Origin of the sequence: Nitrospira sp., assembly GCA_024760545.1 — a bacterium.
In the GTDB taxonomy this organism is placed as follows: Bacteria; Nitrospirota; Nitrospiria; order Nitrospirales; family Nitrospiraceae; genus Nitrospira_D.
Window position 1 is genome coordinate 4,056,364 of the sequence record CP060501.1, and the last position, 24,241, is coordinate 4,080,604.

The window sequence follows — 24,241 nt, forward strand, 5'->3', positions numbered from 1 at the left end:
AAACGCATTGATCAATCTACCCGAGATCACCCGTCTCTGGGTGCAAGATGAATCTCTTGGCTATGCAATTTCTACAGAGAGGCTGACAAGGCTCGTTGGGTATCACTACTGCCGCGCTTATGTCGCCGGCTCCCACACAGAACACATTTCGGATTGAGAGACTGGCTGGAAATTTGGAGGAAAAGGATCATGCCGGACTATAAGCATCGCTGGATTGAGTTGACTCCTAGACGGGATAGTAACGATGGGACGTGGCGCTGTCAGTATATGGTTATTGAATTCAGACAAACGTCCTGGGGGTACCGCCAAGGATACCCTGACGGAATCTTCGCGTCCCGTGATGCTGCCATATCGGCCGCACTGGAAGAGGCGAAACGTATCGTCGATACACTTGAACGCCCTGCCCAAGATCCACGGCCAGAATCTGGCTCGGTTCTCGAAACCTACGCCAATAGGATGGGAAGACTCTTTGCTTGGGCTCGCTGATCGCTGGTGAGTGTTCGCTCGTCATCTCGCGGACGATTTCCTGCCACGACATATCTATCCGGTTCACCGATTCCACAGCTACATACGGAATACGACGGTGTCAGCCGATCATGCTCGGACATCAGTGGCTAGTGCGAGCAGTCACGAAACGACTCCCATCCAAACCAGCCCAGCGCGACAATGAGAAGCAGAATGAGAAAATCCATGAGGCACCCCTGTTATGATTCGAACAGGTTTGAGTTATTGGTTTGGTTTATTCTGGGGCACACTATTGAGTGTCAAATCGGACCGATCATGAGAACGAATTTCCTTTCTTGTGCGTGTCGACTCTGCTGATCCGATTCGATGCAGTGTACTCACAGACCTGAATCTCAGCTTCTGACTTATCAACTCTCACGCCCAACTAGTACTCGACGAGTCAATTCGTTCTTCCCAGATACCCATCTCGTCGGGCATCTGCCACAAACTGAGCGGTGGTCGATCGCACCGCATCTTCGAGATTATAGGTGAGGACATTCATCCAGGAAAATGGGATCAACGCAGCCCAGTAGAATTGTCGCGCGGTGATGTCGTATGTGTATGTCTTTGTACGCAGATCTCGTTGACTGACTCGGTAAGAGAATTCCCACCCGCCTTCATCAATGTAAAAGGGAAAGACGAAAGAAGTATTGGATGAGAGCCGCCCGAGCACCTCGCCATACCAATGCCACGGATACGGTTTCTCTTGAACATGGACCACGATTTCCGTCCTGGGCCATGTCGTGTAGACGACATCGCTGCTACAGCCTGCGGCATGTTGCAGTGCGTCTTCCATGGCACGAGCCACATTCGGCGGTGACAAGGCACCGTTAGAGGTCCATTGATATATCCCTCCCCATGTCGACATTGCACGGCCTTCGGTCATACCATATGAAAACTCAATGGTCTGATGACACGGAACGGATGCAGCTGTCTCAGGCATGCTGGGGATCGAATGCATGGGGAAATCACGATAGGTCACGATACAACCGGAGAGGCAGACCAGCGGTACGAGAAGAAGGCGACTGCGCATTCTCATGGATGATTCAGTGTTGCTTCCGCACTCCCGTTTGACCAACCAACACGGGGCTCTAGCCGTGGAAACTTCGTCTTGATGCGGAGAGCTTATCATCATTCTAGGCAAGGAGGTGCTCGTATGACCCTAGTCAATCCCCCAGGGACACCTAACGGGATTTGGTAACAGATGGCATTCACGGTTGCTGACTCTTCTTGTAGATGAACACCACCGCACCCACCAATGCAAGGATTCCTACACCGAGTGTCCAACAGTTTGCGGCATCCATAGAATTCCAACATACAACCGGGAGATGAAGGGTGAGTTAGAAGGACATGAGGATCTCCTCATGAAGGTGGAGTGTAAACGAGAGTGGCAACCGTATCGCTGGGTCAGTCGGTTAGAGAGCAATGGACCCTTGACGATTCAGGCCCTAGTCGAGAGATGGGATGCTCCCAGTACCGGTGGTGACATGAAATCGGTAGCATGTCAGTAGAGGAGAGCAAGGGAAACATTGTGAAACGGTAACGGAAACGTATCGATAACATGATGTAAACATTGCGCTGTTCGATGAGGGCTCCGTCCTTGATAAAGGACGGAGCTTGCTTTTTGGCGTTGCCGGAACAATCACGTCGTTTTCATCATTCCCCCTGTGTCCTCTAGTAGTTTTCCTAGCTGTTCGTATTTCTCCATATGAACTATGGTGTGACTCATTTAACAAACATATTGATGTGTGTAAGAGAGAGTACGGAAGGAGGATCCTATGATGAGAGCCAAGAGCCCACTCGTTCAGCAGACGTTGGCGGGGATTACGCTCATCCTCGTTCTCGGTGCTCTAGCGATGGTCTGGCCCGTCATGATAACCCTATTTCTTGGTGTACTCCTGCTGATCCAATCTTGCGGCGCCGAACAAGAGATTGCGGCGCTGGTCTGGACCGAGGTTGGTGAGTGGTCGATCTTCATCGACTCTCTTCGGCGACCCGGGCTCTTGGCGATTGTCTAGTGAGAAGTTCGGGCAGGGCCTTCGATGCCGAAAGCATTCTGCCGGGAGGGTAGGAACTCCGGGAAGATCTGAGCGCGAACACGGACGCCAAGCCAGGGCCGATATACCGAGCTGCGCCGGCAAGTTGAAGTGCGCTTAATACAGCCTTTGTAATTCTCTCACCAAATTTCGGGCAGATCGAGTCTTGTTTTGACTAGCTACTCGGCATAGCGCTTGACCGGGGAGCTGCATGTCCAACGAGTTGTGGGGACTACAGGCTTCCAGGTTCTGCAATCTGTCAGATCATTTCACGTTCATCAACCTCACTGCACTCGTTTCGTCACATATCCCGGCACTCAGGCTGCGCGAGGTCATGCCGCCGGACTGGGCATTGATTTCTCCCTCAGTCTGGCGCCACTTGACCCGTTCATTGAGAGAGGATTCTGAGGAGTATTCGTTGCGAGAATTCCTGATCCTGCGCTGGTGGCAAGATGGGCGGTTTGTGGAAGTTGGGTCGGAACGGGAAAAACGGCGTATCGCGCTCTTCTTTGGCGACGGTGGCTCGTATTATGTTGAAGACCTCCGAGCCCGAGCCGCCATGCTGGACCTCCTCGAGTCGGATATCAATCTCATGAGTCAAGATCTCGAACGGCTCCTGGGGGAAATTCTGTTACAAGATGCCTCGTGAGGAGATCGCTTCCACTGAAGCTCGACGATCATATAGGATACTTCCTAGATTTTCTTGGTCCAGAGTGTGTGTTCCCTGGTTGTTTGCTGCTAGTCAAAAAACCGATGGGAGGAATGACGGTTGTTGGGAGGAGGGGAGTTAACCACGACCGATTGCAACTCGTCGATCAGGACGATAAGCCATTCAAAACCAGTTCGCTGACCGCACGCGCAGTACTCGACTTTCCTGCCAGTTTTATTGCACCACTTCGGCCTTCTCGGACTTGCTCAGCGGATACAGCATTTCGTTCTTAATAAAGAATCGAAACGGTTGCTCACCCATATAGTTGCCCCACAAGTTCTTCGCATTGATCGCCACCTGCACAAGATAGCCAAACACTGGGGGCTTTCTCGTTCCGGAGAGATACACGTAGCTTTTCTGTGGCTCTCCCACGAATCGATAGCGCGCGGTGTATGGATCGAACAGAACACCTTCCATGTAGTCCTTCACGGCATTTTGGTAGATCTGCGGATCTGGGACCGTTCCGTAGTCGGCACTCGCAATCTGCTCTGGAGTGACAGGTGTGACGCACCCTAGCGTGCAGAGGAGAAACAGTGCCGCGAGACTTGCCGGACAGATCTTCAACGGGGAACCCTCGCCGAATGAATAAGGCGCGATTGGTGAGCTAGCCGGCTTTATTCTACGAGGCTCTGGGTTGACCTACAATAAGCGCCATCGCCTCGACCGATTCGACTATTTGCTGCTTTGATCATTGCGCGACGCATCATGTAAATCGTCAGCGGGTGTCGCGGGATCGGTGATCGATGACCAAAACGGTATAACGAACAAACATAAGCAGGCGCTATGTGCACCGCCGCAATATTTGCTCCCAGTATCGCGAAAAGCCAGATCTGCATCCGGCTCACACTCCCCCGTGCCCCTCTCGCTTCATGAATGCAACCGCTCAGGCAGCTTTCGGGATGTCCCTGCTTCGCTCGGTCGATAACCCCTGGATGAATTTCGCACTGAGCCTGATCGGGAGAGGCAACGCGGCTAGGCGTCCGTACCGGTCTTGGGAATGATTGGAAACCACGGTATCCGACTGGTGTCTATAAGCAGATTACTTGCGGACTTTGAGTCAAACTTCTTGCGGCGCTTCCATTTGTTTTTGACAGTGTGGCGGGGCTTAGGGTGCTTCTTGGAAGGCATACTTCATTATACCACGGAGCCGCCTGTGCCTCTCGAACATGAATCTTCCATGATGAGTTCGTGAACACTTCTTCATGGATCACTCATGTCCTGATAGCCGGGCGCTCTGAACTGTAGTCTTTCTAAGATGTGGAGAAGGTGGGAAAGGAGCCACAGATAGACAGTAAGGATAATGCACTGGTCACCAGGCAAGAAGCCTAAGGAGTCCGTCCGGTGGGTGATCCAAACGACTTTCCTTAGGCCGCCAACAGGCGAGATGTCGGGGTAGACTGCTTCGTCTGTTGACCTTTCTTGTGCCTGACGATAGCTGCGATCACTATACATCCTAGAGATGAAGAGAGTATGAATTGCCCATGAAAAAATCTTCATCAAACAAGGCGCGGTCTGGAAGAATGACTTAGATCAAAGTGCTCACCCAAACGCCCTAGCCCACAAAAAGAACCTATGAAACCGTCCCGGGGTACAACCGCGAGACGGCCCATAGGCTACCCGTCGAGAAACTTAAACAGGCCGAGGAGGTTGCTGAAGTCATTGATAGGCTGGGCGATTCTTTCATTACCCCTTCTCTGAACGGATTAACCTCTCCAGCCTTGCGCCGGAGGGGATTTTTAGAGGGGTCGGTGCAGGAATGGGATGCTTGACAGGATGATATTATGTCTATTACTCTAGACATATGGACATTCATCAAGCTCTGGTTGCTTTCGATGCCCTCTCACAAGAAACTCGGTTGCAGGTGTTTCGTCTGCTCGTGAAACACGGGCCGGAAGGAACGCCGGCAGGAACGATTAGTGGGGCGTTGAATGTCCCGCACAATACGCTGTCCTTCCATCTCAATCATCTGCACAACGCTAAACTGATCTCCTCCAGACGCGAAGGGCGGTCGATTATCTACGCGGCCAACTTCGACTTCTTCAACACGCTCATTCAGTACATGGTCAAAGATTGCTGCAGTACCCAGTTTGCGAGCATCCGCTCTGACAAGAAGCGTGGCTGCTCGATCATTGAACTCTCAGATTGTTGTACATCTCAACCGAAGGGGGCACGATCATGAAACGCTTTCATGTGCATGTCGGCGTGGACAATATCGATGAGGGCATTAAGTTCTACAGTGCTTTATTGGGCACCGCACCCATCAAAATCAAGGCGGATTACGCGAAGTGGTTGCTCGATGATCCTCGGGTGAACTTTGCCATTTCCACCCGCGCGCTTACGAAAGGGGTTGACCATCTCGGCATTCAGGTTGAGGAAGATGGGGAACTCGCGGAAATTCGGGAACGATTGAAGAGTGCTGCTCTCTCGTTGTTCGACGAGGGCGAAACGGTATGCTGCCATGCCAAGTCCGACAAGTCTTGGGTACACGACCCGTCTGGCATCCCATGGGAAACCTACAAGACAATGGAAGACGTACAGGTATTCGGGGAGTCACCTGAAGTGCAGGGAGCCTGTTGTACTCCCGACACAACGGAACAACCTGCGTGCTGTGAACCATCTGAAAAGACTGCCGGGTGTTGCGGTTGATGAAGAGAGTCCTTGGTGATCTGCATTGGTAGCTTATGGCCGCTCGATCATGGCAGAAGCCTTGATGCGCACTGGTTTGGAATGGCATGAAGCAGCGAGTACTCTTTCTCTGTACGGGGAACTCAGCGCGTAGCCAAATGGCAGAGGCGCTTCTCCGTCACTTGGCGGAAGACCGTTTCGAGGTTGCAAGCGCAGGGACGAATCCAGCCGGGCTCAATCCCATGACGGTCGTCACCATGCAGGAAATTGGCGTCGATGTATGTCAGTATCGTTCGAAGCATGTCGAAGAGTTTGTCGGGCAGTCGTTTACCTACGTCATTACCGTCTGTGATCGAGCCAAGGAGTCGTGTCCAGTCCTTCCCGCGGTCTATAAAGCGCTGCATTGGCCATTTGATGATCCCGCTGCGGCCTCGGAAGAAAGCCGACCAAGGCACTTTTCCCGAGTGAGAGACGAAATCGCGGCTCAGATCGGCCGATTTCTAGCAGAAGTTGGGTGATCCAATCAGCTGAGAACGAGTGCTCTCCAAGCGCCACATTAAATTGAGTACTCAGAGGTCATAGCCAACCGGGCTGGCTATCCAACCGATGAACCGGGAATCTTGCCATCAATGATGAGTTTGCCATAGGCAATGCTGAGGGTCGCAGCTTCGTCCTCTGTCGCATACACATCAGCCGTGAAAAATGGACACACGATCTGCTCGTTGTGTTTAGTGGTCCACGAAATGCGAAGGCTCAATCCCCACATGCCAATCTCCGCGAGATGTCGAGGTGCGGGCTGAATGGTGAATCCTCTGTAGGTCACCGCTTTGGTCATTTGCTCTTGGCTGTCTACTTTCTCGGTAGGTCTTTGATCGAGGCCTCGACCTCAGTGGCTATCGTGGGCCCGCGCCAGAGTGAGGCATCTCCAAGGCCATGTCCCGGGACTTTCCGCTGAACTCATTTCGGTCGCTGTTCGACCGTCTCACCATCGAACTCTTTAACCATACTGAAGAACTTTATGGAGCCACGAGTATCGCGATGCCCCAAACCAAGAGCAAGATTGCGACAATGATCATGAAGAGTTGCACATCGCTCAATCGCTCCATGGAGGCCCTTATCTCAGGGGATGAATCGAATAGAAAGGAATGCCCCAGCAAGGAGCGCGCCTGGGGGAATCTCATGGAAATCCAAAGGTTTCCAAAAGCGACCGCATCTACGAAGTGAATCAATCTGATTCGTATAGAATAAAAATGGATTCAGGGCGCCTGCATCAGCGGAGCGCCATCTGGAGTGTTAAGGATACTGCTTGGCGGGAACGGAAGGGGATTACTTAGCCGTGAATCTGGGTCAGCCTGGAATCCGATAATAGGTAAGACTTTCGGTCCGCCCACATTTATCGCACATTCCATCTTGAGTGACCGCGCCATGCCGGCGAAGACTCGCCCAGCTAAACCGTATTTCATTTTCGGTCCTGGGTCTTAACACCGACAACATACCGGAACATCTGGAACAGTATTTGTCCGTTGTAGTCATCATTGACTCTCCTTTCCAAGGCCGTTGCCTTGGCCCCTTTAGAGAGGATCCCCAGACTAATAGGCCTTGATCGGCCGTAGTACTAGGAAAAAGACTAGTGACAACATCTCCCTCATGGCCCTGAAAAGACCGCGTCACTGGAACACTCAGAATTGTTTACAAAACAGACCAATTGAGGAAAGCTTTCCTGTGTCTTGGAGGACACAGGGATGCAGGACAATCCCTCAAATTTCCGCACGATCAGGCTGACTCCCGGTCAAGAAGCCGATGGAAGCTGGCGTTGCCAGTATGCGATTCTTGAAGACGGGAGCACACCGTCAGACCAACGAGTAGGGTATCCCGAGGGAACCTTTGCGACACTCGCCGAAGCGGTGGCTGCTGCAAGGAACGTCGCGCAACGCATCATCGATTCATTCAAACCCACTACCTAATGTTCAAGTGGCTTGGTGGGAACCCGTCGATACAAGAAACCTCAGCGTCCACTAACAAATATCCATTTGCCCTCACCTGCTTCTACGCACCCGTGCTGAGACCCAGACCACCGGCGTTACTTGGTGGTCCGACAGCCCGGATGGTTGCAGGGGCAAGCGGTTCCCTCGGTATGGGCGGAACGGCATTCGTCAGAGCAGAATTCTTTTCCCGCTTCAGCGAAACATTTACATCGAGGATGGGCGCATGTCTTCTCGGTCATGGCTGTCTCCTCAATTCGCACGCTGCAACGTCGTCGTATGGCCTTGGTCCGTCACATAGGCTTTGACCAGGTCGCCCGGCAGCACTTTGTAGAGCTTCGTACTCTTGTCGACCTGAATCTTTCGGTCTATGCCGTCCTCATCTTTTATGTAGTAATGCTCTCCCACGATATTCATCAAAACTCCCGTGATCGAATCTTTCGTGAGGCGCTCTTTGATGGTGGGACTGGCTTCTTTTTCCGCCATGGGATCTGCTGCGTGTGTCATGCCGATTCCGGAGCCCAATAGTCCGACCACAAGCATGGATAGTATTCCTGTCTTCATATGACCTCCGTGTAGGTTTCACATAGCCTTGCATAGGCTACGTGTATCCGAAGCTGGGAATACACCTTGGACAGACCATTGGTTAAAAACGAGATAGTGTGGTGGTGTAACGAAATTATCAAACCCTTCGCCCCTCGAGCACGCATGACAATGAGACACCCTCAGAACCCTTGAGGCAGTGAGCGCGTAGTCCGACCCGTCTGAGGTTTCCCATCCAATCAGGGGTAAACCGCACGAGCATGCTGTGCGGAAAGTGAGTATCACAGGCGGAAGGACCAAACTGCCATCTATGTTCCAAGTGTGCGACGAAGCTGAATGTCTCCCTGCTCTCAGCGTTGTTGATGGCGGTCCTGCTCCCTCGGTCCGCCTCTTGCAGAAGCCCGAACGGATTGAAACGTTGTCGAGGCTATTCGGCAGGGGTTCCTGCTAGTCGACCGATTGTCATCCAGCGAGTCGCGATCTCAACGAAGGGGGCGACCATGAATCTGCGCTGGTTCAATGTTCTAGGATTTGTGATGTTGTTCCTCGCGCTCTTTCTGAATGAAATCGTGTTCTTGAATGTGTGGCACGGGTCCAATTTCTCCTTGGTTGCTGTCGCGGTCGCATATTATGTCGTCGCAATTGGGCTCTCACTCTGGGGAGGCTCACATCGCCCGCAGAGAGGCTGACCCCAAAGAGATAAATGTCCAGCAGATCTTGCGAGGAACACAATGAAACCTATGGCACCGCCATCGTGAAAGTCCGCTTCTACGAACTCGCGCTCGACGGATCTGGTGATCAAGAAGTTGGGAGCATTAGCCTCGAGGGAGGACTCCTCGTCGTGAATCCGGAGAGCCGGCTGATTCTGACACGCTTCATCGAGAAGCCTCTCATGGTCCATGAGAAAGGGAAGTCTGTCCGTCTCCATCCGCTGAAAGAACCCGAGGCCTTTCTGCGTGCCTTGTCACGTGCGATCCACGACTCATACCTCTGGGCCGGTCCTCTGGAGGAATGAGCCATGCGCCTTCGCCGGCGAAATGTCCCGTTCCTTCTGTTCGTGGCTCTGATCATTGTCTTCATCGTGTATTTCTTAAAAGTTGTCGCCTGACATCATGAGATGAGGACGTTCGAACCGATTTCGCGTGCCCGTATGCTCAGGGAGGCTTTGTTATGGGAATAGTCAGATTGCCGCAGTGTGTGACGTTCCTTTGCAGGACATGTTGGGCCGTTGAAAACCAGAATAAATCACCTCGATCTAAAAGGGTGGCGCTCGGAATTTGCCATGAATGTGAAACCATAAATTGGCTGTATTCTCATCGAGCAAAGCCTGCGATCAGGCCGAAGACGTAACCCCGGACCATTGCGGTCAGGGAGACTGCCATGCTACCACCGAATCCGAAACTCCTCTGCCAAACGTGCTTTTTGGATATCAAGCCCATCACCGCACTCCCGAAGGTCTCGTTTTCCATCGGTCGATGCCAACAATGCGGCATTAAACCGGCTCGCCTCTTCTTGGCAGAGAGCGGTCGCCCAAGGTCCCAATAAGCCTCACCCTGGCCTTCCCACGTCCACAGTTCGAAAATGTTATTGATGGATACTCAACAGGAGTTGCAAGCCATGATCCCAAACAATCAAGTAACCTATAATGAGGCTGAAAAACGCTATGAAATGACGTTCGGCAACCTGGTGGTTTACGCCAATGTCCACAAGGATAAGAATACGCTCTATATAAATTACGTTTTTGCGCCGCAGGAATTGCGCGGGAAGGGTGCGGCCGGGGAATTCATGGGTAAATTAATGGAAGTGGTGCGCGAAGAAAAACTGAACGCAGTGCCCATATGTGGCTATGCCGCCAGTTGGCTCCGGCGACATAGTGAGTATCAGGATTTGATTTCTGATTAGTAAGATCATCGTCTTGCTGAATCGGTCGGCAAGGTGCCGATATATGCGCTTTCCCCTTCGCCGGCAGACCCTTCTATTCAAGATCTGCAACGTGATCTTCCAGAATCTTCGGGACGTATTCCGCCAATAATGCGTGTTCCAGTGCTGCCGCACCGTGAGGTTGTTTATGTGTCATTACTGTACCGGTCGGCAATCTCCTTCGGCTGACGCCGCAGCCAGCGCCTCCACGGGTTTTTTTCGAACCGCTCGCGAAGCCATTCCTCATCCCAGTATTGGGCCACGATCGGATCAAAGTCGAAACGCTCGGGCAGCAGTCGCCAGTGACTGATCTTCCGGCGGACAAAGGTGCGCGGAGCCCGCTTCCTGCGGCACCAGGTATAGATCACTTCATCCTCGCTTGGGCGATAGATCTCGACGACCCGTCCCGTAACCACGCCGGATTTATCTTCGTAACGGATCCAGATCGGCTGGCCGGCCTCGAACGCATGGCGTTCGTCCTCGGCTGTGAATAGCCGACTGTGCGTCTCCGGCATGTCGACCAGCTCAGCAGGTTCCACGGTGAGATTGGACCCCTTTTGCGATGGCGTGTCGTGGTGATGCGGGCTGGCGCTGCCTTGGCGCTGACGTGACGAGCGGCGAAATCCCATCCACGCACCCCAGCCCATCACGACAATGAGACAAAGAATGAGAAGGTCCACGCATCCTCTCCAACGGATATTTGCCCGCCTAAATACGGGCAGCTTCAGGTTCAAGATCTAGATGACGACGGATCGATGACCAGTCACGCGGCTCTTCCTCGCGAGCCTTCGTACACGAGGCTTGACAGGATCTTCCCGGTCAGAACCCGGTGGCCGATGCATATATGTAGAAAGGGGAGAGGTTAGGTCAAAGGCGGATGAAAGACCGAAGTGGCCAACACCGGTAAGTAGGGGATTGGATGCCCGACGATGCAAAGACGCAGCGCGTTCGAGGGACGTAATTCAGGTGCGAGAGGCAGGACCAAGGGATCTCCGCAGATTGATCCCGTGAGCATGTCGGAAGTGGTGAAGAGGCTCAACATGGTCACCGGCAGGCCGAACATCTGCACCAGTACACAGACGCACAGCATGACGACGAGCCACAGGGTTCCCCATGGAAGAGTAACAAGATGGGTGGTGCCGAGGGACAGAATCGAACTGTCGACACCAGCCTTTTCAGGGCGTAAGGAAAACACAATAAATCAACCACATAGAAGGAAAAAGGCGTGACAAATATACCAATCCATGCTCTTCAAGATCAAGGGCTTACAAGGCGTGGCGCCACTTTAGCCACTTTCTATATCTACTACTAGGGCTACGCGTGTCCAGAGGTCACACTGGTAAATCGTCGCCGTAAGCAGTAAGCTGAGAATAGTATTTGCTTGATAGAAGACTCTCACGCGAGAACAAACCCGTGAAGCGGTAATCTGTCACATTCCTGGCCGGCTCGGTCGCTCGAAAAAGGATGAAGGGCGACACATGGCCCGCAATCAAACGCCATTCAATCTGGACACCTTCCTCAGTCAGGCCGGCCACGGCACCACGATTATCTCGTCCTCCCCAAAACAGATTCTCTTTTCACAGGGCGCTAAAAGTGAGGCGGTATTTTATATCCAGGCCGGCAAGGTGAAAGTGACGGTGGTGTCTGAACAGGGTAAGGAAGCCGTCGTGGCAATCCTTGAGCCGGGGGCTTTTATCGGAGAGTCCTGCCTCGTGGGACAGACGATTTGTCCGGCCACGGCAACCACCATGGGAGACTCCCGCCTTCTCCGCATCGACAAAGCCGTCATGCTCCGCCTGCTTCAGGAGCAGCCCCAGTTCTCCGAGGCATTTACGTCGTATTTACTGGTGCACTCGATTCGAGTCCAAGAGGATTTAGTGGATCAACTGTTTAATTCCAGTGAGAAGCGGCTGGCGCGTGCGCTGCTGTTGTTGGCCCACTTTGGCAAGGAGAGTAAGCCGGAGACGGTCATTGCGAAGATCAATCAGGAAACGTTGGCCGAGATGATCGGCACCACCCGCTCTCGCGTCAGTTTCTTTATGAATAAGTTCCGCAAGCTGGGGTTCATTGATTACAAAGGCGGGTTACGCCGGAACAACGGATTGCACGTGCATAGTTCTCTCCTCAATGTTGTGCTCCACGACTAGAATCTTCATCTGATTCCGCTTTGTTGAATCAGTAGCGCCAGGCCGCATCCTGCCCATCTAGTATTCGTTCCCTTGAGCATTTGTGAACAGACGGCAGCCGGCCCTTCCATTATGCTTTATCCATAATGGAGAAGGTGTGGATGCAGATAAGAGGCTTGGTTCCATTCGATAGGAATATGCCTGGTGCGTCATTGGGCGCGGAGGGAGGATGTATGCTCTGCCAACGCTGTCGAGGACTCCTTGTACAAGACACCTTCGGTGAATTGAACATCAAGACCAACTCCCTAGATCCAGCCACACGCTGCATCAGTTGTGGGTGTATCGAGGATGCCGTCGTTCGTGCCAATCGCTTTCAGAGTGTGGGGAGAACGCGAGGGATCTCGCGCAGGAAGCCTGCCTCTCACGCGCCTGTCTCGATGCGATGAGCGGATGGTACAGGTCGATTGATGGGCATTCATGAACATGCCATTTTGAATGAAGGAGGGCTCCATGTCTCTGTACATACTTATTCTTGGAATCGTGATTGGATTGCCCGTGTCATCCTTCGCTCAATTTGAGGATAGAGGTGAGTATGTGGAGGTGTCGAAAGGTGCGAGGTTGTGTTCCAATAATAGCCTAGACATCGCGAGCGCGTTCCTCGATCCGGAAAAGCGTTTCTGGCGCGTCACGAGCAAAGCGCGGACCAACGGCACGCAAACCGTGGACGCGTATGTTCTCGAAAGCTCATACAATCGCCAAAGCGGCGAGACCACAACCAAGCCACGTCAATACGATGATGGTTATGCCACCTTGTTCAAGAGGGTCCTGGAGCATGAGGGCATGCTGGTGATGGTCAGTCCAAAAGATGGTCAAGTTGAAGCGACCGTCGTGATTTGCCCAAAAAAGAAATAGCAGTCTCCTCCGTTGAGCCCCCCCTGCATGTACCGGACTTTTGAGAGTTTTGGCTGTAGACAGACAATCTTCGTTAGGGAAGAAGGGAACATGGACCATGGGGCTCTTCTATCGTTACAGCAGAGTGTGCTGGAAATGTTGGATCGTTGAAAACCCGAATACACCGCTTCCGGCCAAAGGAGCTTCGTTCGGAATCTGCCGTGAATGCGGAACTATAAATTGGCTCTATGCTCATTGAGCGGAGTCTGCAATCCGGCCAAAGACCGAACTCTGAGCGTCTCCGGGTCAGAGAAAACTTGCCACTCCGCCAGGGTGAATTGTAGAAAATTGTGCGTAGGCTCAATGGCCAGGCCAGTCAACCGCGGAGTTCGGCACCGCCATCACAGCGAACCGGCTTAGGCCTCGCCGTGCATCCTTGTTAGACGGGCATATCATGCCCGCTCCGGTTTGTGGATGGCCCATATTAGGGCGCTGATCCATCCGATTCCAGTCCAGCCCAGTATGAAATTGAGTGCGCAAATCGCAATCCAGTTATCATGCATTCGTACCGCAGCGACGATACTTGGGATGAAGTAAACGATCAGGCCCCCCGGTGTTTGCATAATATACTCTTCGTAATTCGGCATGGTCCGCACAGGAGATGCTCAGGTTCCCCTTGTCTCGAATCCTTACGCTTGTCGGGTTATACGCTTCGACTCCTTATATCTGGACCGAGCCCAGCATGACTCCCTGACAGAGCGTCGCAACCATCGACTTCTCATGAGGGTTGAGTGCTGCGTGTCGGGGAGGGGACGGCGAGCTCTTTTGAATCGATGAGCCGTTGCGCCGCTTGCAGCGCTTTCGCCTCCGCGTCCGCGTAAGAATAATTCCCCCCGACCACAAACCCCTTGGGAGACGCTGCCTGTGTATTCCCGAGTTCAATCACTAAAAAATGGCATCCCCAGTGTCTATCCTGTTCTCCGAGCGTCAATCTGATCGAGCGTCCCTTATAGGTATGAATCGATGTGGGAACTACCTGGACATAGACAAGAGGGAGATCTTTTGCATCGCATTCCGCACAGAGACCGATGAAGCTTGGGATGGGAGGCAGAGTCGCGTCATCATCCGACCTCTGCCGCCAGCATGCTCGACAAATCCAAATCACATTGGGAGGTAGTGGGGGAGTGTGCATGATAGCTGCCTCCTGCTCGTACACCCTCTGCGGCCATCGTCGCTCGGCCGTAAGGCATTCGGGTTGTGCCAGCACACCATTGTTTTGTGAGGCTCGGGCGGACAATAGCATCGCTGTCAAACGACGAATGGTCAAAACTGAACGCTTATCAGCTGATTAATGGAATCCGTCAGCCCTAGACTTTTATCCAACGAAACTGGCAGGCCTGGTGAAAGCAGAGTGCAAACTAACCCCCTCGCGCCTAGAGCGGGATGCTGAAACGAGAATCAAAGGAGTCCCAAAGATTGTGCCACTTAATGGGCTAGCCTGTGAAACTCTTCAAGGTGACCTGCCTAGAATCGGAGGACGATTCTTCGGTCAATGGAAGGATGGCAACTCATTCAAACACAGTTGGATTCGGACCTGCGAGGGAGCAGGGGTGCACAATCTGCGCTTCCACGATCTCCGACATACGTTTTCAACATGGCTCACGCAATGCGGTGTCGACTATGCAGTGATTCAAACGTTGAAAGGGGAGCCATTGCCCGGTTCTGCCAAGTACTGCATTCACAACTGGGAAAGCCGATTGCGCGATGCAGTCGTGCGGTTGGAAACCTTCACGTTGGACGTTCTGTCCGGTAAAAAAGTGGCCCAGGTGCCACTTACTGCCACTCAAGTGCCACCTGCCTATGACGCGGAATTCCTAAGTATGCGAAATGTGGTGCCGAGGGACAGAATCGAACTGTCGACACCAGCCTTTTCAGGGCTGTGCTCTGCCAACTGAGCTACCTCGGCACGGGAGAGTTGCGATCGTACAGCGATTGATCGTTCCAACATGTGGAATCAGCAAAATCGCCGGACGCATCTTACCAAGGTGGATGATCAGAGTTCCACATGTTTTGCACACAGCGGAGACATCGGTTCAGTCGGCGAGAGAGAGTGAAAAAGTCTATTCAGTGAGCATGGTGTCGGGTATGATCGGGTGGTCGGTTCGGTTGAGTTATCTTTTTGCAGAGGAATACGTCATGGCATCCGTTCATCTCGTGAAGGGAGAAGAGGCAGTTCCTGTTGTCATCCCGAACAGCTCCACATCTCCTTGGACGGCTTGGAGCTATATCGCGGCGAGTGCCGTGTTGCTTGCAATCATCGGCACATGGCTGGTCTGGTTCTCCGCATTCATTCAACGGAATCTGCAGGAGCAGGATATTAAAGCCGCCTGTGGACGAGCCATGCCGGACCAGACTGAACGATGCTTCGATACGGTCGTCATCCAGCGTGGAGGCGTCCGGCGGTGATCCGAACACGTGAGGTGCCAGGATGGGTCTGCTCGGCGGTTGCCTTCATGGTGTTGGTGATTCCGGCTGTCTCCGCCTGGGGGCAAGATCCTGAACCGCAAGCGCGGCCGCGATTGGAGTTATCCGTCGGATCATGGCTGTATACGACAGGCGAAACCATGTGGAGCCATGATGCGTCGGGGCTGAATCCCGTGCTCGGTGATCCAACATCCAAGCTGACGTTTAAGGACAGCGATACTCATATTCTTGACGTTGGAGCCAAATTCAATCTCGCGCGTCGCTTTTACCTGCAAGGGCATTTCGGCTTCTCGGTGGATTTTGATCGAGGGTCGCTGACCGATGATGATTATTTGGTAGGGCAGCGATTATTCTCTCGCACGAGTAGCGACACCACGGGCAAAGGAACATGGTATGTCAGCGGGAATGCCGGATATCGGGCCGTCGACTTTTCAAATGGCCGCGGACATCTGGATCTCCTGGGCGGCTTTCAGTATTGGAGAACCACGTACGAAGCGACCGGGATTAGCCGGCTCAGCTGCGACTCGACTGTGCTCACCTGTGGCCCGACTTCCCCAACATTACCCGCGATCAAGAACACGACCCATTGGATCACTCCTCTACAAATCGGCGGACAGTTCGAATATGAAATCGTGCAACGAGTCAGTGCCAATGTGAAGATGCTCTTTTCTCCCGCCAGTGTCGTGTTCAATGAGGACATCCATTTTCAGCGGGATGATTTGCAGCAGGATCCAAGCTTCTCGATGTGGGGGGTGGGAGTAGGCGCGAGTATTGAGCCGTCCATAAAGATTATGCTGACTCGTCGACTTGCGCTGACGGCGGGCTATCGCGTCATGTGGAACCGGACGTACTACGGGAGATGGAAAGTCCATGCCCTTGGAGGCGATACTGAAACGGCTCCCCTCACTGAATTGCAAACCTTCCGCCACGGTGCCACGGTCGGCCTCACCGCATCCTTTTGATCAATTCGGATCGTAACCTGGCTAGCGTCTTGTGCGTCCGGACGGCAGGGTTTCATCTTCGTATTCAAGAAAGAGGCGCTTGGCCTCCGGATGAAGCTGATTGGGGTGCCCGTATGGAATTCCCAGCGTCCGGAAGAGCGGAGTCAGTTTCCCATTTGGGTGTAAGTAACCGGCTCTGAGGGGGACCGTGCGTTTGCCGTGGCGCACCAGCCGGCAGGTGGTAGTCCGGATTGAGGTCAGCCAATCGGCAATATCCTGAGGATTGCCGATCGAGGCGGAGAGCAACAGCAGTCTGGCCTGCGATGGGCAAAAGATGATGGTTTCTTCCCACACGACTCCTCGCTCCGGATCGGCGATATATTGCGACTCATCCAGGATCACAAGTCCCAACGTATCCAATCGAACATCGATTTCTCCGCTCGCGGCATCATAGAGCAGGTTGCGCAAAATCTCCGTCGTCATGATGAGCAGCGGCGCTTGACCGTTTTCTTGGCGGTCTCCGGTGAGAATGCCCACTTTGTCCGGGCCGAAGATCCGGGAAAACTCCGTGTACTTGGTGTTGGATAAGGCCTTGAGGGGCGATGTGTAAATGACAGTGCGATTGTCTTCCATGGCCCGACGGGCTGCCTCGACCGCGACATAGGTTTTCCCGCTTCCAGTCGGGACACTGATCACGACGTCGGTTTCATTCAGAGCGGACAAGGCCTCGCTTTGCCAGGGATCCGGCACGAATGGTTGCGGAGGAGGAACCCCGATGCCTTCCAGCCAGCCCGACAGTGAGACGGACGACTCGGAGGATTCCGGCTCCGCCCCCTGTATGGACCTCTTCTTGTGAGCGATCGCTGGAGGGCGATGGATGGGCGGCGACGTTGGTTCTGGGCGAGATTGCCGTTCTCCGATCAGTGCCTGCAGGTCGGATTCGAAGCCTGCACGATTGTGGCTCGAGTGTTGAAGAAGCAGCTCGATGATGCGCCGCTTGCCGGCACGGAAGTGCCGATGGATGCGGCCGCGCGCAAGGCGATGCAAGAGGCCCACGGGCTGCTGTGCGAGAAGTTGTTCAAGTTCGTCGGTCGTCATAGTTTTCTCGACAGAGGTGAAGTGGAACGTGTGAAGCGCACGCGGATCGGAGAAGGAAAGCATGTGCTTGCGAACGACCCTTCACGAGCGATGAGCAACGTTTTCATTATGGCAATTCTTCCAAGACGCCACGGCGGATCAGCGTAATCGCGTTCGCGGCACAATCAGCCAGGCCGGGATGAGTGTGTTTCAGCGTCTGAATCTGCGACAGAAACTCCAGGGTTCGGGCAAGCAGACGGTAGATGTCGCCTTCTGCCATGGTGGTCAATCGGCAAAGCCCGATCCACGTGAGGGTAGGATCGGCGACCCAACGTTCGGCCAAGGCTGCGACGTCCGCGCGCAGGAGGGGAGGGTCTTCATACGGAGATAAACTCTCCGCCAATTTGCGAACCTGCCCCAACAGCGAGCTCAGTCCGGGGCTGATGCGCGGAAAGGCGCCGGGACGGTCGTCATCGTGGGCCAGACTGGCCATGATGCCCGTGAGGAGGGACGGCTCTGCGCCTGTGAAGGCTTCGGCACGGATCAGTTCCGTAATCAACAGCGAGTGATCGATACGGATGAGCCTGGCCCATTCGCCTTCAGTCGTGAGTTGGGCCGCCAACGTGAGATACCCAAAGTTCTGGAGCACTTCCACGCGCTCTTGGAAACGATGCCATAAACTGGTCCGCAGCGCTTGAATGGATTTGATGTGGCGCTGCTGTTCCTGGCGAAGCCGCGAGGCCGTGTGGAAGTCTTTCTGGCAGGCTGCGCGTGAAGAACACGTCGGGCAGGGAAAATCACCCAGCGATTGCACGATCGCATCGGGCAGCGGCTCGCTGTGGGTCGGTACGAGAATGGGAAGGACGGGCAATCGCGTCGGCAGTTCTTCCAGCTGATAACTGAGCCGATCAAATGCTTCGGCCGAACACCAAGGGTACATCGGAATCTCTTCGCATTCGTACACGCGGTCATAGACTTCTTTAATGCTTGTGGCCGGGCATTCGGTGACGGCGTTGTCCGGTCGCAGGACGGTGAGCATGGAGTTCTTTTGGCCTTTGCTCCGATATTGCCGGAGCACAATTCCGCGTCCTTTGGTGAGCCCCACCACGCGCCCCGGCGTCAAAAACGGCAAGCGAGCCGAGATTTCCGGAGACTCCGACCGGTGAATCTGATGCCGCGTGGGGCGGTGTCTGCGCGCATGATCGAAGGTTTGCCACTGGGTGATCCAATCGGTGCAGACGCGGGGGCCGAACGGTTCCAGTTGCACATGGAGCACGTCCAGTTTTTGTTCGAGGAGTTCGGCGCGCTGGTTGAGCTGGAATTGCGCGAAGCTCTTGGCCAGAATCCCTTGAATGTGCTCATGAGGATGGGCTTTCAAGAGGTTCAAGACCATCGGGTAGCTGATCGTGAATTGGCTGTCGATCGCCTCGGGCTGTCCGGTCAAGCCTTTGGTCAGCACCGCCAAGTCGATATAAGGAGACGGAGTCACGACCGCAAACCCGACGAGATCCTTCCCGCGGCGGCCGGCCCGTCCGGCGATCTGCTGAACTTCCCCGATCGTCAGGTCGGTGAAATCGCGCGACTTGCGGATGCTCGATTGTGTGATCACGACCGTGCGAGCCGGGAAATCCACACCTGCGGCCAGAGTCGTGGTCGCAAACACCGCATCGAGATGGCCCTGCCGCATCAACTCTTCGATCGCGATTTTCCAGGAAGGCAAGTGCCCGGCGTGATGGGCGGCGACGCCGATCCGCCGTACGATGGGAAGAAGCGGGTGTTCCGCAATGCTGGGATGCTGAGCCGTGACCCGTTCGAGCGTTCCGGCAATGGCCTCTTGCCGGATCGGCGGAAGGACGATGTCGGCATGATCGAAGGCCTCCATGGCTTCGTCGCAGGCCCGGCGTGAAGTGAGGAACACGATTGCAGGTGTGAGGTGCTTCTGGCGGAGGGCGGTGACGAGATCAACCGGATGAATCGACGGCGGCATGCAGCTTCATTCCCTTTGAGATCACGACGAGACCCGATTCGGTGACGGTGAACCGTTGAGCATCGGCTTCGCGATTGTACCCGATTTCCGTGTTGGGGGGAATCGTGACACCCTTGTCGATGATGGCGCGCTTGATACGGCTATGCTCGCCGATCATCACGTTCTCCATGACGATGGATTCGCGAACATCGGCATGGTCTTGCACGCGGACATTGGGAGACAAGATTGAATTCTGCACCCGTCCGCCTGAGATGATACACCCGCCGCAGACGATCGAATCAAGGGCGACGCCCATCCGGCCTCCCTGATAATCCTGCGCGAAGACAAACTTGGCCGGCGGAAATTGCCCTTGGTAGGTTCTGATCGGCCATTCAGGGTCGTACAGGTTGAATTGCGGATCGACGGCGACCAGATCCATATTCGCTTCCCAGTAGGCATCGAGTGTGCCGATATCGCGCCAGTATTTGATGGCCTTCTTATTGGCGTCATGAAATTTGAACGCGTACACCCGCCGTTGCTCGATCATTCGCGGAATGATGTTTTTCCCGAAGTCGTGCGCGCCGCCCCCTTGCGCGTCGGCAATCAGGTGTTCGCGGAGCGCTTTCGTGCGGAACAGATAGATGCCCATCGATGCAAAGGCGTGGGCAGGATCGTTGGGAAGCGGAATGGGGTTCGCCGGCTTTTCATCAAAGCGGGTAATCCGATAATCCTCGTCCACTGCGATGACGCCGAAGCGGGTGGCCTCCTGGACCGGGATATCGATGGCGCCGACCACCGCATCCGCGCTCTTCGCGATGAGCCAGTGGTACATTTCCGCATAGTTCATCTTATACACGTGGTCGCCGGCGAGGATGAACAGGAACTCGGGATGCTCTCCGTCGATCAAAAACATGTTCTGATAGACGGCATCGGCGGTGCCCCGATACCAATCTTCGCTGATACGCTGCTGAGGGGGAACGGAGGCGATATACTCTCCCAGTTCAGCGTTGAGAATATCCCAGCCGACTCGGATATGACGATCGAGAGAATGCGACTTGTACTGAATGAGAACGGCGATCTTACGGAGACCGGAATTGAGGCAATTGCTCAGAGTAAAGTCGATGATTCGGTATTTGCCCCCAAATGGGACCGCCGGCTTCGCGCGTTGGTCTGTGAGTGGGAAGAGTCGCTCGCCTTTGCCGCCGGCCAAGACCATTGTAAAAATGTTTTTCACTGGTAAATTCTAGCAGGACCGGCATGAAATAGAAAGGAAGCTGAATCGTTGACTTCCCGATCCATGCGGATAATACTAGACCAGATCCGGTTCTACTCGTCGGTGTCCACAGCGTGCGAAGTATCTGAAGCAAAGGAGTCAGCATGAAGCGAGATGTCGTGGTCGCCGCACTACCTCGGAGCACCAACAGTCGCGTGACAAAGCTTTCGGCGAAGCCCTCCTCCGGCCAGTTGGACGATGTGGCGTGGCGTCTGGAGCGGTTGGAAGGGCAGATGCAAAAACTGTCCGAACTCGTTCGGGATCATGCTGAAGATATGGATCGTCTGGTCAGGATTGTCGCAGAAAACAGTGAAATCCTCCGTCGACAGTTGCTTCGCAAGCATCATGAAAAAGTTCGAGTCAGAAAGCATCTTCGCGCGGCCGACTCCAAGTTTGAGTAGTCGTGTATCCTCTGGTTCATGTCCTGCCGTCTTCATCCCAATGCGGTCCCTATCGGAGCTCGTGGTGATCGGATAGCCGTCATCCTTCACAAGTTGGTTGGAACGGACGGCTGTCGATGCGTGTGATGCGTGGGTACAGACTCGCGCTGAGTTCTCCAGTCTGGCGCGATATTTGTTGCCCACGAGAGAGCGAAGAAGCGTAGGATACGCTATGGCTCGATGTCCGGCGATTTCCTTCTCCTGCCTTATTCTGATGCTGTGTAGCCTTGCCCTCAATCAAGAGGTGGTCATTGCCGGGCCGCCGATGGGTGGCGATTCCGGCAGCGCCTTCAAGGCCGTGTCTTCACCGCCGCCGATGTTGCGGTTGAGCCTGGAAGAAGCCATCAGTTTATTCCTTCGGCAGAACTTCGATCTCCTGATGGCCAAGTATGGGATCGAGTCGAGTAAGGGACGGGAAATTACGGCAAGACTGTTTCCGAACCCGTATGCATCTCTCGGCCTGGAAACCTCGCCGGTTCAAGGTCGATCGCTGGCAAACAGCGGGCAAGTCTATCCTCAAATTCAGCAGTTGTTCGAACTGGCCGGAAAGCGGGGCTATCGGATCGAGAGTGCCGCATTCGGGACCCAGTCGGCAGAAGCGGCCTTTGAAGACGCTGTTCGGCAGCTCAGTTTCTCGGTGAAAGACGGGTACTATCGCATACAACTGGCGCGGCGCCGGCTGACATTGGCGGAGGAAAACAGAGACCGCTTTTCCCGAATCCTGGAGGTCAATACGGTCCGATTCAAGAAAGGGTACATCGCCGAGGTGGACCTGATCCGTATCCGACTGCAGTTCATCGATTTTCAGTCGCAAGTGATTCAGGCGATTCAAGAAGTCGAATCGGTCCGTTCCGATCTGCGCCAGTTGCTGCGAATCTCCCCCGCAACCCTCATGGAGCTCACGACGGATCTGGAGTACAAGCGGGTGGATCCGAACATCGTCAAGCTCCGCAGCATGGCCTTGGACACTCGTCCCGATGTCCGAGCCAAGCGGCTCACCTTTTCACAGCGCGAGGCAGAGCTGAGGCTTGCGAGGGCCTACCGCATTCCGGACGTCACGGTCGGAGCAGGTTATGCCGTTCAAGGGTCGAAGGGACCGGACAACTCCAACCAGATGGCTTTCAGTCTGGGTTTGCCTTTGCCATTGTTCAATCGCAACCAGGGCGGTATCATGCAAGCAGAGGCGGCCCTAGAGGTTGCGGAAGCCGATCTGGGTAAGACGTTCAACCAAGTCGAGAACCAGGTGGACACCGCGTATCACAATCTTATTCAAAGTCGCCGGCTCGTCGAAGCGTTTCTCAGCGAAGTCCTCAACGACGCACGGTCGACGTTTACAATCGTGGAGCATGCCTATGAGCGAGGTGGGGCGACCCTGCTGGATTTGCTGGATGCGGCGCGGACGTCGAGGGCCATTCAGCAAAGCTATTTTGAAGCGTTGTTCAATTACCAACGGAATGTGATTCAATTGGAAAATGCCGTTGGGCAGGAAATCACGTCATAATTTAGCGACCCACACCCAAGGCCAACAGTCAGATCCAAAGATGAAAAACTTTTCGGGGTGTTTCCCCAAGTCTTCTCTCGGCCTTCTCTCGGCTTTAACCCTCAGCGCCATCATCCTGTTACTTTCAGCCTGTGGCCAGCGCGATCAACCTCCCAAACTGGATGTGGACGCACATCCGTCAGCCAAGACCGGAGTGTCGGCCGGTATGGGCTCTCATGTCGAGACGATGGTTGTCGAGTTCAATACGTCTCGGCAAGGGTTGTTCCTCTCGGGCAAGATCGCCTATGGCGAGGATAAGTATTCACGGATTTCTTCTCCGTTACAGGGACGAGTCGTAGAAGTCAGGGCTCATCTGGGAGACCAAGTAAAGGCAGGGAAAGTCCTGCTTATCGTTGACAGTCCGGACATTGCACAGGCGTACTCGGAATATGTCAAGGAAGACGCGGACTTGCAATATGCGACTCGAGCACAGGAATTGGCGAAGGATTTGTACGAAAACAAAGCGCTGCCTCTCAAAGATCTGAAACAGGCTGAGAGCGAGTTGATCAAGGCCAGGGCGGAGTTTCGCCGGGCAAAAGAGCGATTGCTTTCGCTCAAGGTCGCACCGGACGAATTGAATAAGCCCCTCGATAAACAACAAGTCACCTCTCTCTTTGAGTTAAGAAGTCCGCTTTCCGGAATCGTCGTGGAGCGCTCCGTGACACCGGGCCAGTCGGTGACCGGAGATCCAGATCATGTGCTCTTTACCATCGCCGACCTGGACATTCTGCAAGTCGTGGCCGATGTCTATGAACGGGATCTCGCGCTTGTGCGGGAAGGCCAAGCAGCCGTGGTGAAGGTTGAAGCCTACCCGGACGTTGACTTTCCGGCCAAGGTGACGGCCATCGGGGATGTGGTTGATCCCGCCTCCAGGACGATCAAAGTTCGGGCTCACGTGAAGAACGAAGCCCACAAATTGAAACCAGAGATGTTCGCCCGGCTGCAGCTCAATGTGAGCGACACTGGGCAATTTCTCACCGTGTCACGGGAAGCGGTGCTGGAAGCGGACGGCAAGCAGTTCGTCTACGTGGTCGAAGATGGACCTCGGTACGTCAAGCGGGAAGTGAAGACCGCGAATATCTCTCCGGACCAGGTCCGCATCGTGGAGGGGCTGACGCAAGGAGAACGGATTGTGACTAAAGGAGCCGTCTTGATCAAGGAACAACAGGTCAGAGGTACGTAAC

The 24,241-nt window shown here is 54.2% G+C and carries 27 protein-coding genes, 1 tRNA gene and 1 pseudogene; 17 read left to right on the top strand and 12 right to left on the bottom strand.

Annotated elements, in window-relative coordinates:
- Positions 1 to 904 precede the first annotated feature (904 nt).
- Positions 905 to 1,300 (bottom strand): hypothetical protein, encoded by a 396-nt coding sequence (locus H8K03_19115; GenBank protein UVT19866.1) that lies wholly within the window; start codon positions 1,298 to 1,300, stop codon positions 905 to 907.
- Positions 1,301 to 2,282: 982 nt separating this feature from the next.
- On the opposite strand from H8K03_19115, the gene H8K03_19120 reads away from it, so the two are divergent.
- A complete protein-coding gene (locus tag H8K03_19120; GenBank protein ID UVT19867.1) occupies positions 2,283 to 2,522 on the top strand; it encodes a hypothetical protein in 240 nt (79 codons plus the stop codon).
- A gap of 229 nt (positions 2,523 to 2,751) precedes the next feature.
- The gene (locus H8K03_19125) at positions 2,752 to 3,189 is read left to right on the top strand and encodes a hypothetical protein (protein ID UVT19868.1); all 438 of its coding nucleotides are present in this window, start codon (positions 2,752 to 2,754) and stop codon (positions 3,187 to 3,189) included.
- Between the two features lie 234 nt (positions 3,190 to 3,423).
- On the opposite strand, the gene H8K03_19130 is transcribed toward H8K03_19125, so the two are convergent.
- A complete protein-coding gene (locus H8K03_19130) occupies positions 3,424 to 3,813 on the bottom strand; it encodes a hypothetical protein (GenBank protein ID UVT19869.1) in 390 nt (129 codons plus the stop codon).
- A 1,237-nt stretch (positions 3,814 to 5,050) separates the two neighbouring features.
- On the opposite strand from H8K03_19130, the gene H8K03_19135 reads away from it, so the two are divergent.
- From H8K03_19135 to H8K03_19145, 3 genes are all read left to right on the top strand, one after another.
- Entirely contained in the window at positions 5,051 to 5,428 is a 378-nt protein-coding gene (locus tag H8K03_19135; GenBank protein ID UVT19870.1) for a helix-turn-helix transcriptional regulator, read from the top strand.
- A complete protein-coding gene (locus tag H8K03_19140; GenBank protein ID UVT19871.1) occupies positions 5,425 to 5,895 on the top strand; it encodes a glyoxalase/bleomycin resistance/dioxygenase family protein in 471 nt (156 codons plus the stop codon). The genes H8K03_19135 and H8K03_19140 overlap by 4 nt, the downstream gene beginning before the upstream one ends.
- Positions 5,896 to 5,981: 86 nt before the next feature.
- Complete coding sequence (locus H8K03_19145) at positions 5,982 to 6,392, top strand: arsenate reductase ArsC (GenBank protein ID UVT19872.1); 411 nt, start codon at positions 5,982 to 5,984, stop codon at positions 6,390 to 6,392.
- A 77-nt stretch (positions 6,393 to 6,469) separates the two neighbouring features.
- Here the strand turns inward: H8K03_19145 and H8K03_19150 are convergent, their stop codons facing one another.
- On the bottom strand, positions 6,470 to 6,709 hold the full coding sequence (locus tag H8K03_19150) for a hypothetical protein (protein ID UVT19873.1): 240 nt from the start codon (positions 6,707 to 6,709) through the stop codon (positions 6,470 to 6,472).
- 907 nt (positions 6,710 to 7,616) lie between these two features.
- On the opposite strand from H8K03_19150, the gene H8K03_19155 reads away from it, so the two are divergent.
- Positions 7,617 to 7,838, top strand: a complete 222-nt coding sequence (locus H8K03_19155; protein ID UVT19874.1) for a hypothetical protein — start codon at positions 7,617 to 7,619, stop codon at positions 7,836 to 7,838.
- 270 nt (positions 7,839 to 8,108) lie between these two features.
- Here H8K03_19155 and H8K03_19160 read toward each other — a convergent pair whose 3' ends face one another.
- Entirely contained in the window at positions 8,109 to 8,420 is a 312-nt protein-coding gene (locus H8K03_19160; protein UVT19875.1) for a hypothetical protein, read from the bottom strand.
- Positions 8,421 to 8,899: 479 nt separating this feature from the next.
- Between H8K03_19160 and H8K03_19165 the strand changes: the two genes are divergently transcribed.
- The 3 genes from H8K03_19165 to H8K03_19175 all read left to right on the top strand — a co-directional run bounded on the left by H8K03_19165 (position 8,900) and on the right by H8K03_19175 (position 10,301).
- On the top strand, positions 8,900 to 9,088 hold the full coding sequence (locus H8K03_19165; GenBank protein ID UVT19876.1) for a hypothetical protein: 189 nt from the start codon (positions 8,900 to 8,902) through the stop codon (positions 9,086 to 9,088).
- Between the two features lie 14 nt (positions 9,089 to 9,102).
- Entirely contained in the window at positions 9,103 to 9,414 is a 312-nt protein-coding gene (locus tag H8K03_19170) for a hypothetical protein (GenBank protein UVT19877.1), read from the top strand.
- 575 nt (positions 9,415 to 9,989) lie between these two features.
- Positions 9,990 to 10,301 carry an N-acetyltransferase gene (locus H8K03_19175; protein UVT19878.1) on the top strand — a complete coding sequence of 104 codons (312 nt, stop codon included), beginning with the start codon at positions 9,990 to 9,992 and terminating at the stop codon, positions 10,299 to 10,301.
- A gap of 164 nt (positions 10,302 to 10,465) precedes the next feature.
- Here the strand turns inward: H8K03_19175 and H8K03_19180 are convergent, their stop codons facing one another.
- Positions 10,466 to 10,999, bottom strand: a complete 534-nt coding sequence (locus H8K03_19180; protein ID UVT19879.1) for a hypothetical protein — start codon at positions 10,997 to 10,999, stop codon at positions 10,466 to 10,468.
- Between the two features lie 182 nt (positions 11,000 to 11,181).
- Positions 11,182 to 11,514 (bottom strand): hypothetical protein, encoded by a 333-nt coding sequence (locus tag H8K03_19185; protein UVT19880.1) that lies wholly within the window; start codon positions 11,512 to 11,514, stop codon positions 11,182 to 11,184.
- A gap of 283 nt (positions 11,515 to 11,797) precedes the next feature.
- Here H8K03_19185 and H8K03_19190 point away from each other — a divergent pair, with 283 nt between their 5' ends.
- Both H8K03_19190 and H8K03_19195 read left to right on the top strand, forming a co-directional pair.
- Positions 11,798 to 12,466 (top strand): Crp/Fnr family transcriptional regulator, encoded by a 669-nt coding sequence (locus H8K03_19190; protein UVT19881.1) that lies wholly within the window; start codon positions 11,798 to 11,800, stop codon positions 12,464 to 12,466.
- Between the two features lie 489 nt (positions 12,467 to 12,955).
- A complete protein-coding gene (locus H8K03_19195; GenBank protein UVT19882.1) occupies positions 12,956 to 13,357 on the top strand; it encodes a hypothetical protein in 402 nt (133 codons plus the stop codon).
- 431 nt (positions 13,358 to 13,788) lie between these two features.
- On the opposite strand, the gene H8K03_19200 is transcribed toward H8K03_19195, so the two are convergent.
- Positions 13,789 to 13,959: a superinfection immunity protein gene (locus H8K03_19200; GenBank protein ID UVT19883.1), complete on the bottom strand. Its 171-nt coding sequence runs from the start codon at positions 13,957 to 13,959 to the stop codon at positions 13,789 to 13,791.
- A gap of 155 nt (positions 13,960 to 14,114) precedes the next feature.
- Positions 14,115 to 14,528 (bottom strand): hypothetical protein, encoded by a 414-nt coding sequence (locus H8K03_19205; protein ID UVT19884.1) that lies wholly within the window; start codon positions 14,526 to 14,528, stop codon positions 14,115 to 14,117.
- Positions 14,529 to 14,724: 196 nt separating this feature from the next.
- Here H8K03_19205 and H8K03_19210 point away from each other — a divergent pair.
- Positions 14,725 to 15,042: pseudogene (locus tag H8K03_19210) on the top strand (tyrosine-type recombinase/integrase).
- A 184-nt stretch (positions 15,043 to 15,226) separates the two neighbouring features.
- Here the strand turns inward: H8K03_19210 and H8K03_19215 are convergent.
- Positions 15,227 to 15,302: transfer RNA gene (locus H8K03_19215), tRNA-Phe, on the bottom strand.
- Positions 15,303 to 15,532: 230 nt separating this feature from the next.
- Between H8K03_19215 and H8K03_19220 the strand changes: the two genes are divergently transcribed.
- On the top strand, positions 15,533 to 15,802 hold the full coding sequence (locus tag H8K03_19220) for a hypothetical protein (GenBank protein UVT19885.1): 270 nt from the start codon (positions 15,533 to 15,535) through the stop codon (positions 15,800 to 15,802).
- On the top strand, positions 15,799 to 16,782 hold the full coding sequence (locus H8K03_19225) for a hypothetical protein (protein ID UVT19886.1): 984 nt from the start codon (positions 15,799 to 15,801) through the stop codon (positions 16,780 to 16,782). The genes H8K03_19220 and H8K03_19225 overlap by 4 nt, the downstream gene beginning before the upstream one ends.
- Positions 16,783 to 16,803: 21 nt before the next feature.
- Here H8K03_19225 and H8K03_19230 read toward each other — a convergent pair whose 3' ends face one another.
- The 3 genes from H8K03_19230 to glgC all read right to left on the bottom strand — a co-directional run bounded on the left by H8K03_19230 (position 16,804) and on the right by glgC (position 21,038).
- Complete coding sequence (locus H8K03_19230; protein UVT19887.1) at positions 16,804 to 17,859, bottom strand: DEAD/DEAH box helicase; 1,056 nt, start codon at positions 17,857 to 17,859, stop codon at positions 16,804 to 16,806.
- Between the two features lie 106 nt (positions 17,860 to 17,965).
- Positions 17,966 to 19,825, bottom strand: coding sequence for a hypothetical protein (locus H8K03_19235; protein UVT19888.1), 1,860 nt, complete (start codon positions 19,823 to 19,825; stop codon positions 17,966 to 17,968).
- A complete protein-coding gene (gene glgC, locus H8K03_19240; GenBank protein ID UVT19889.1) occupies positions 19,800 to 21,038 on the bottom strand; it encodes a glucose-1-phosphate adenylyltransferase in 1,239 nt (412 codons plus the stop codon). Before glgC ends, H8K03_19235 begins: the two co-directional genes overlap by 26 nt.
- Before the next feature lie 143 nt (positions 21,039 to 21,181).
- On the opposite strand from glgC, the gene H8K03_19245 reads away from it, so the two are divergent.
- The 3 genes from H8K03_19245 to H8K03_19255 all read left to right on the top strand — a co-directional run bounded on the left by H8K03_19245 (position 21,182) and on the right by H8K03_19255 (position 24,240).
- Positions 21,182 to 21,478, top strand: coding sequence for a hypothetical protein (locus tag H8K03_19245; protein UVT19890.1), 297 nt, complete (start codon positions 21,182 to 21,184; stop codon positions 21,476 to 21,478).
- A gap of 211 nt (positions 21,479 to 21,689) precedes the next feature.
- Positions 21,690 to 23,018: a TolC family protein gene (locus H8K03_19250; protein UVT19891.1), complete on the top strand. Its 1,329-nt coding sequence runs from the start codon at positions 21,690 to 21,692 to the stop codon at positions 23,016 to 23,018.
- Positions 23,019 to 23,058: 40 nt separating this feature from the next.
- The gene (locus H8K03_19255; protein ID UVT19892.1) at positions 23,059 to 24,240 is read left to right on the top strand and encodes an efflux RND transporter periplasmic adaptor subunit; all 1,182 of its coding nucleotides are present in this window, start codon (positions 23,059 to 23,061) and stop codon (positions 24,238 to 24,240) included.
- Position 24,241 lies beyond the last annotated feature (1 nt).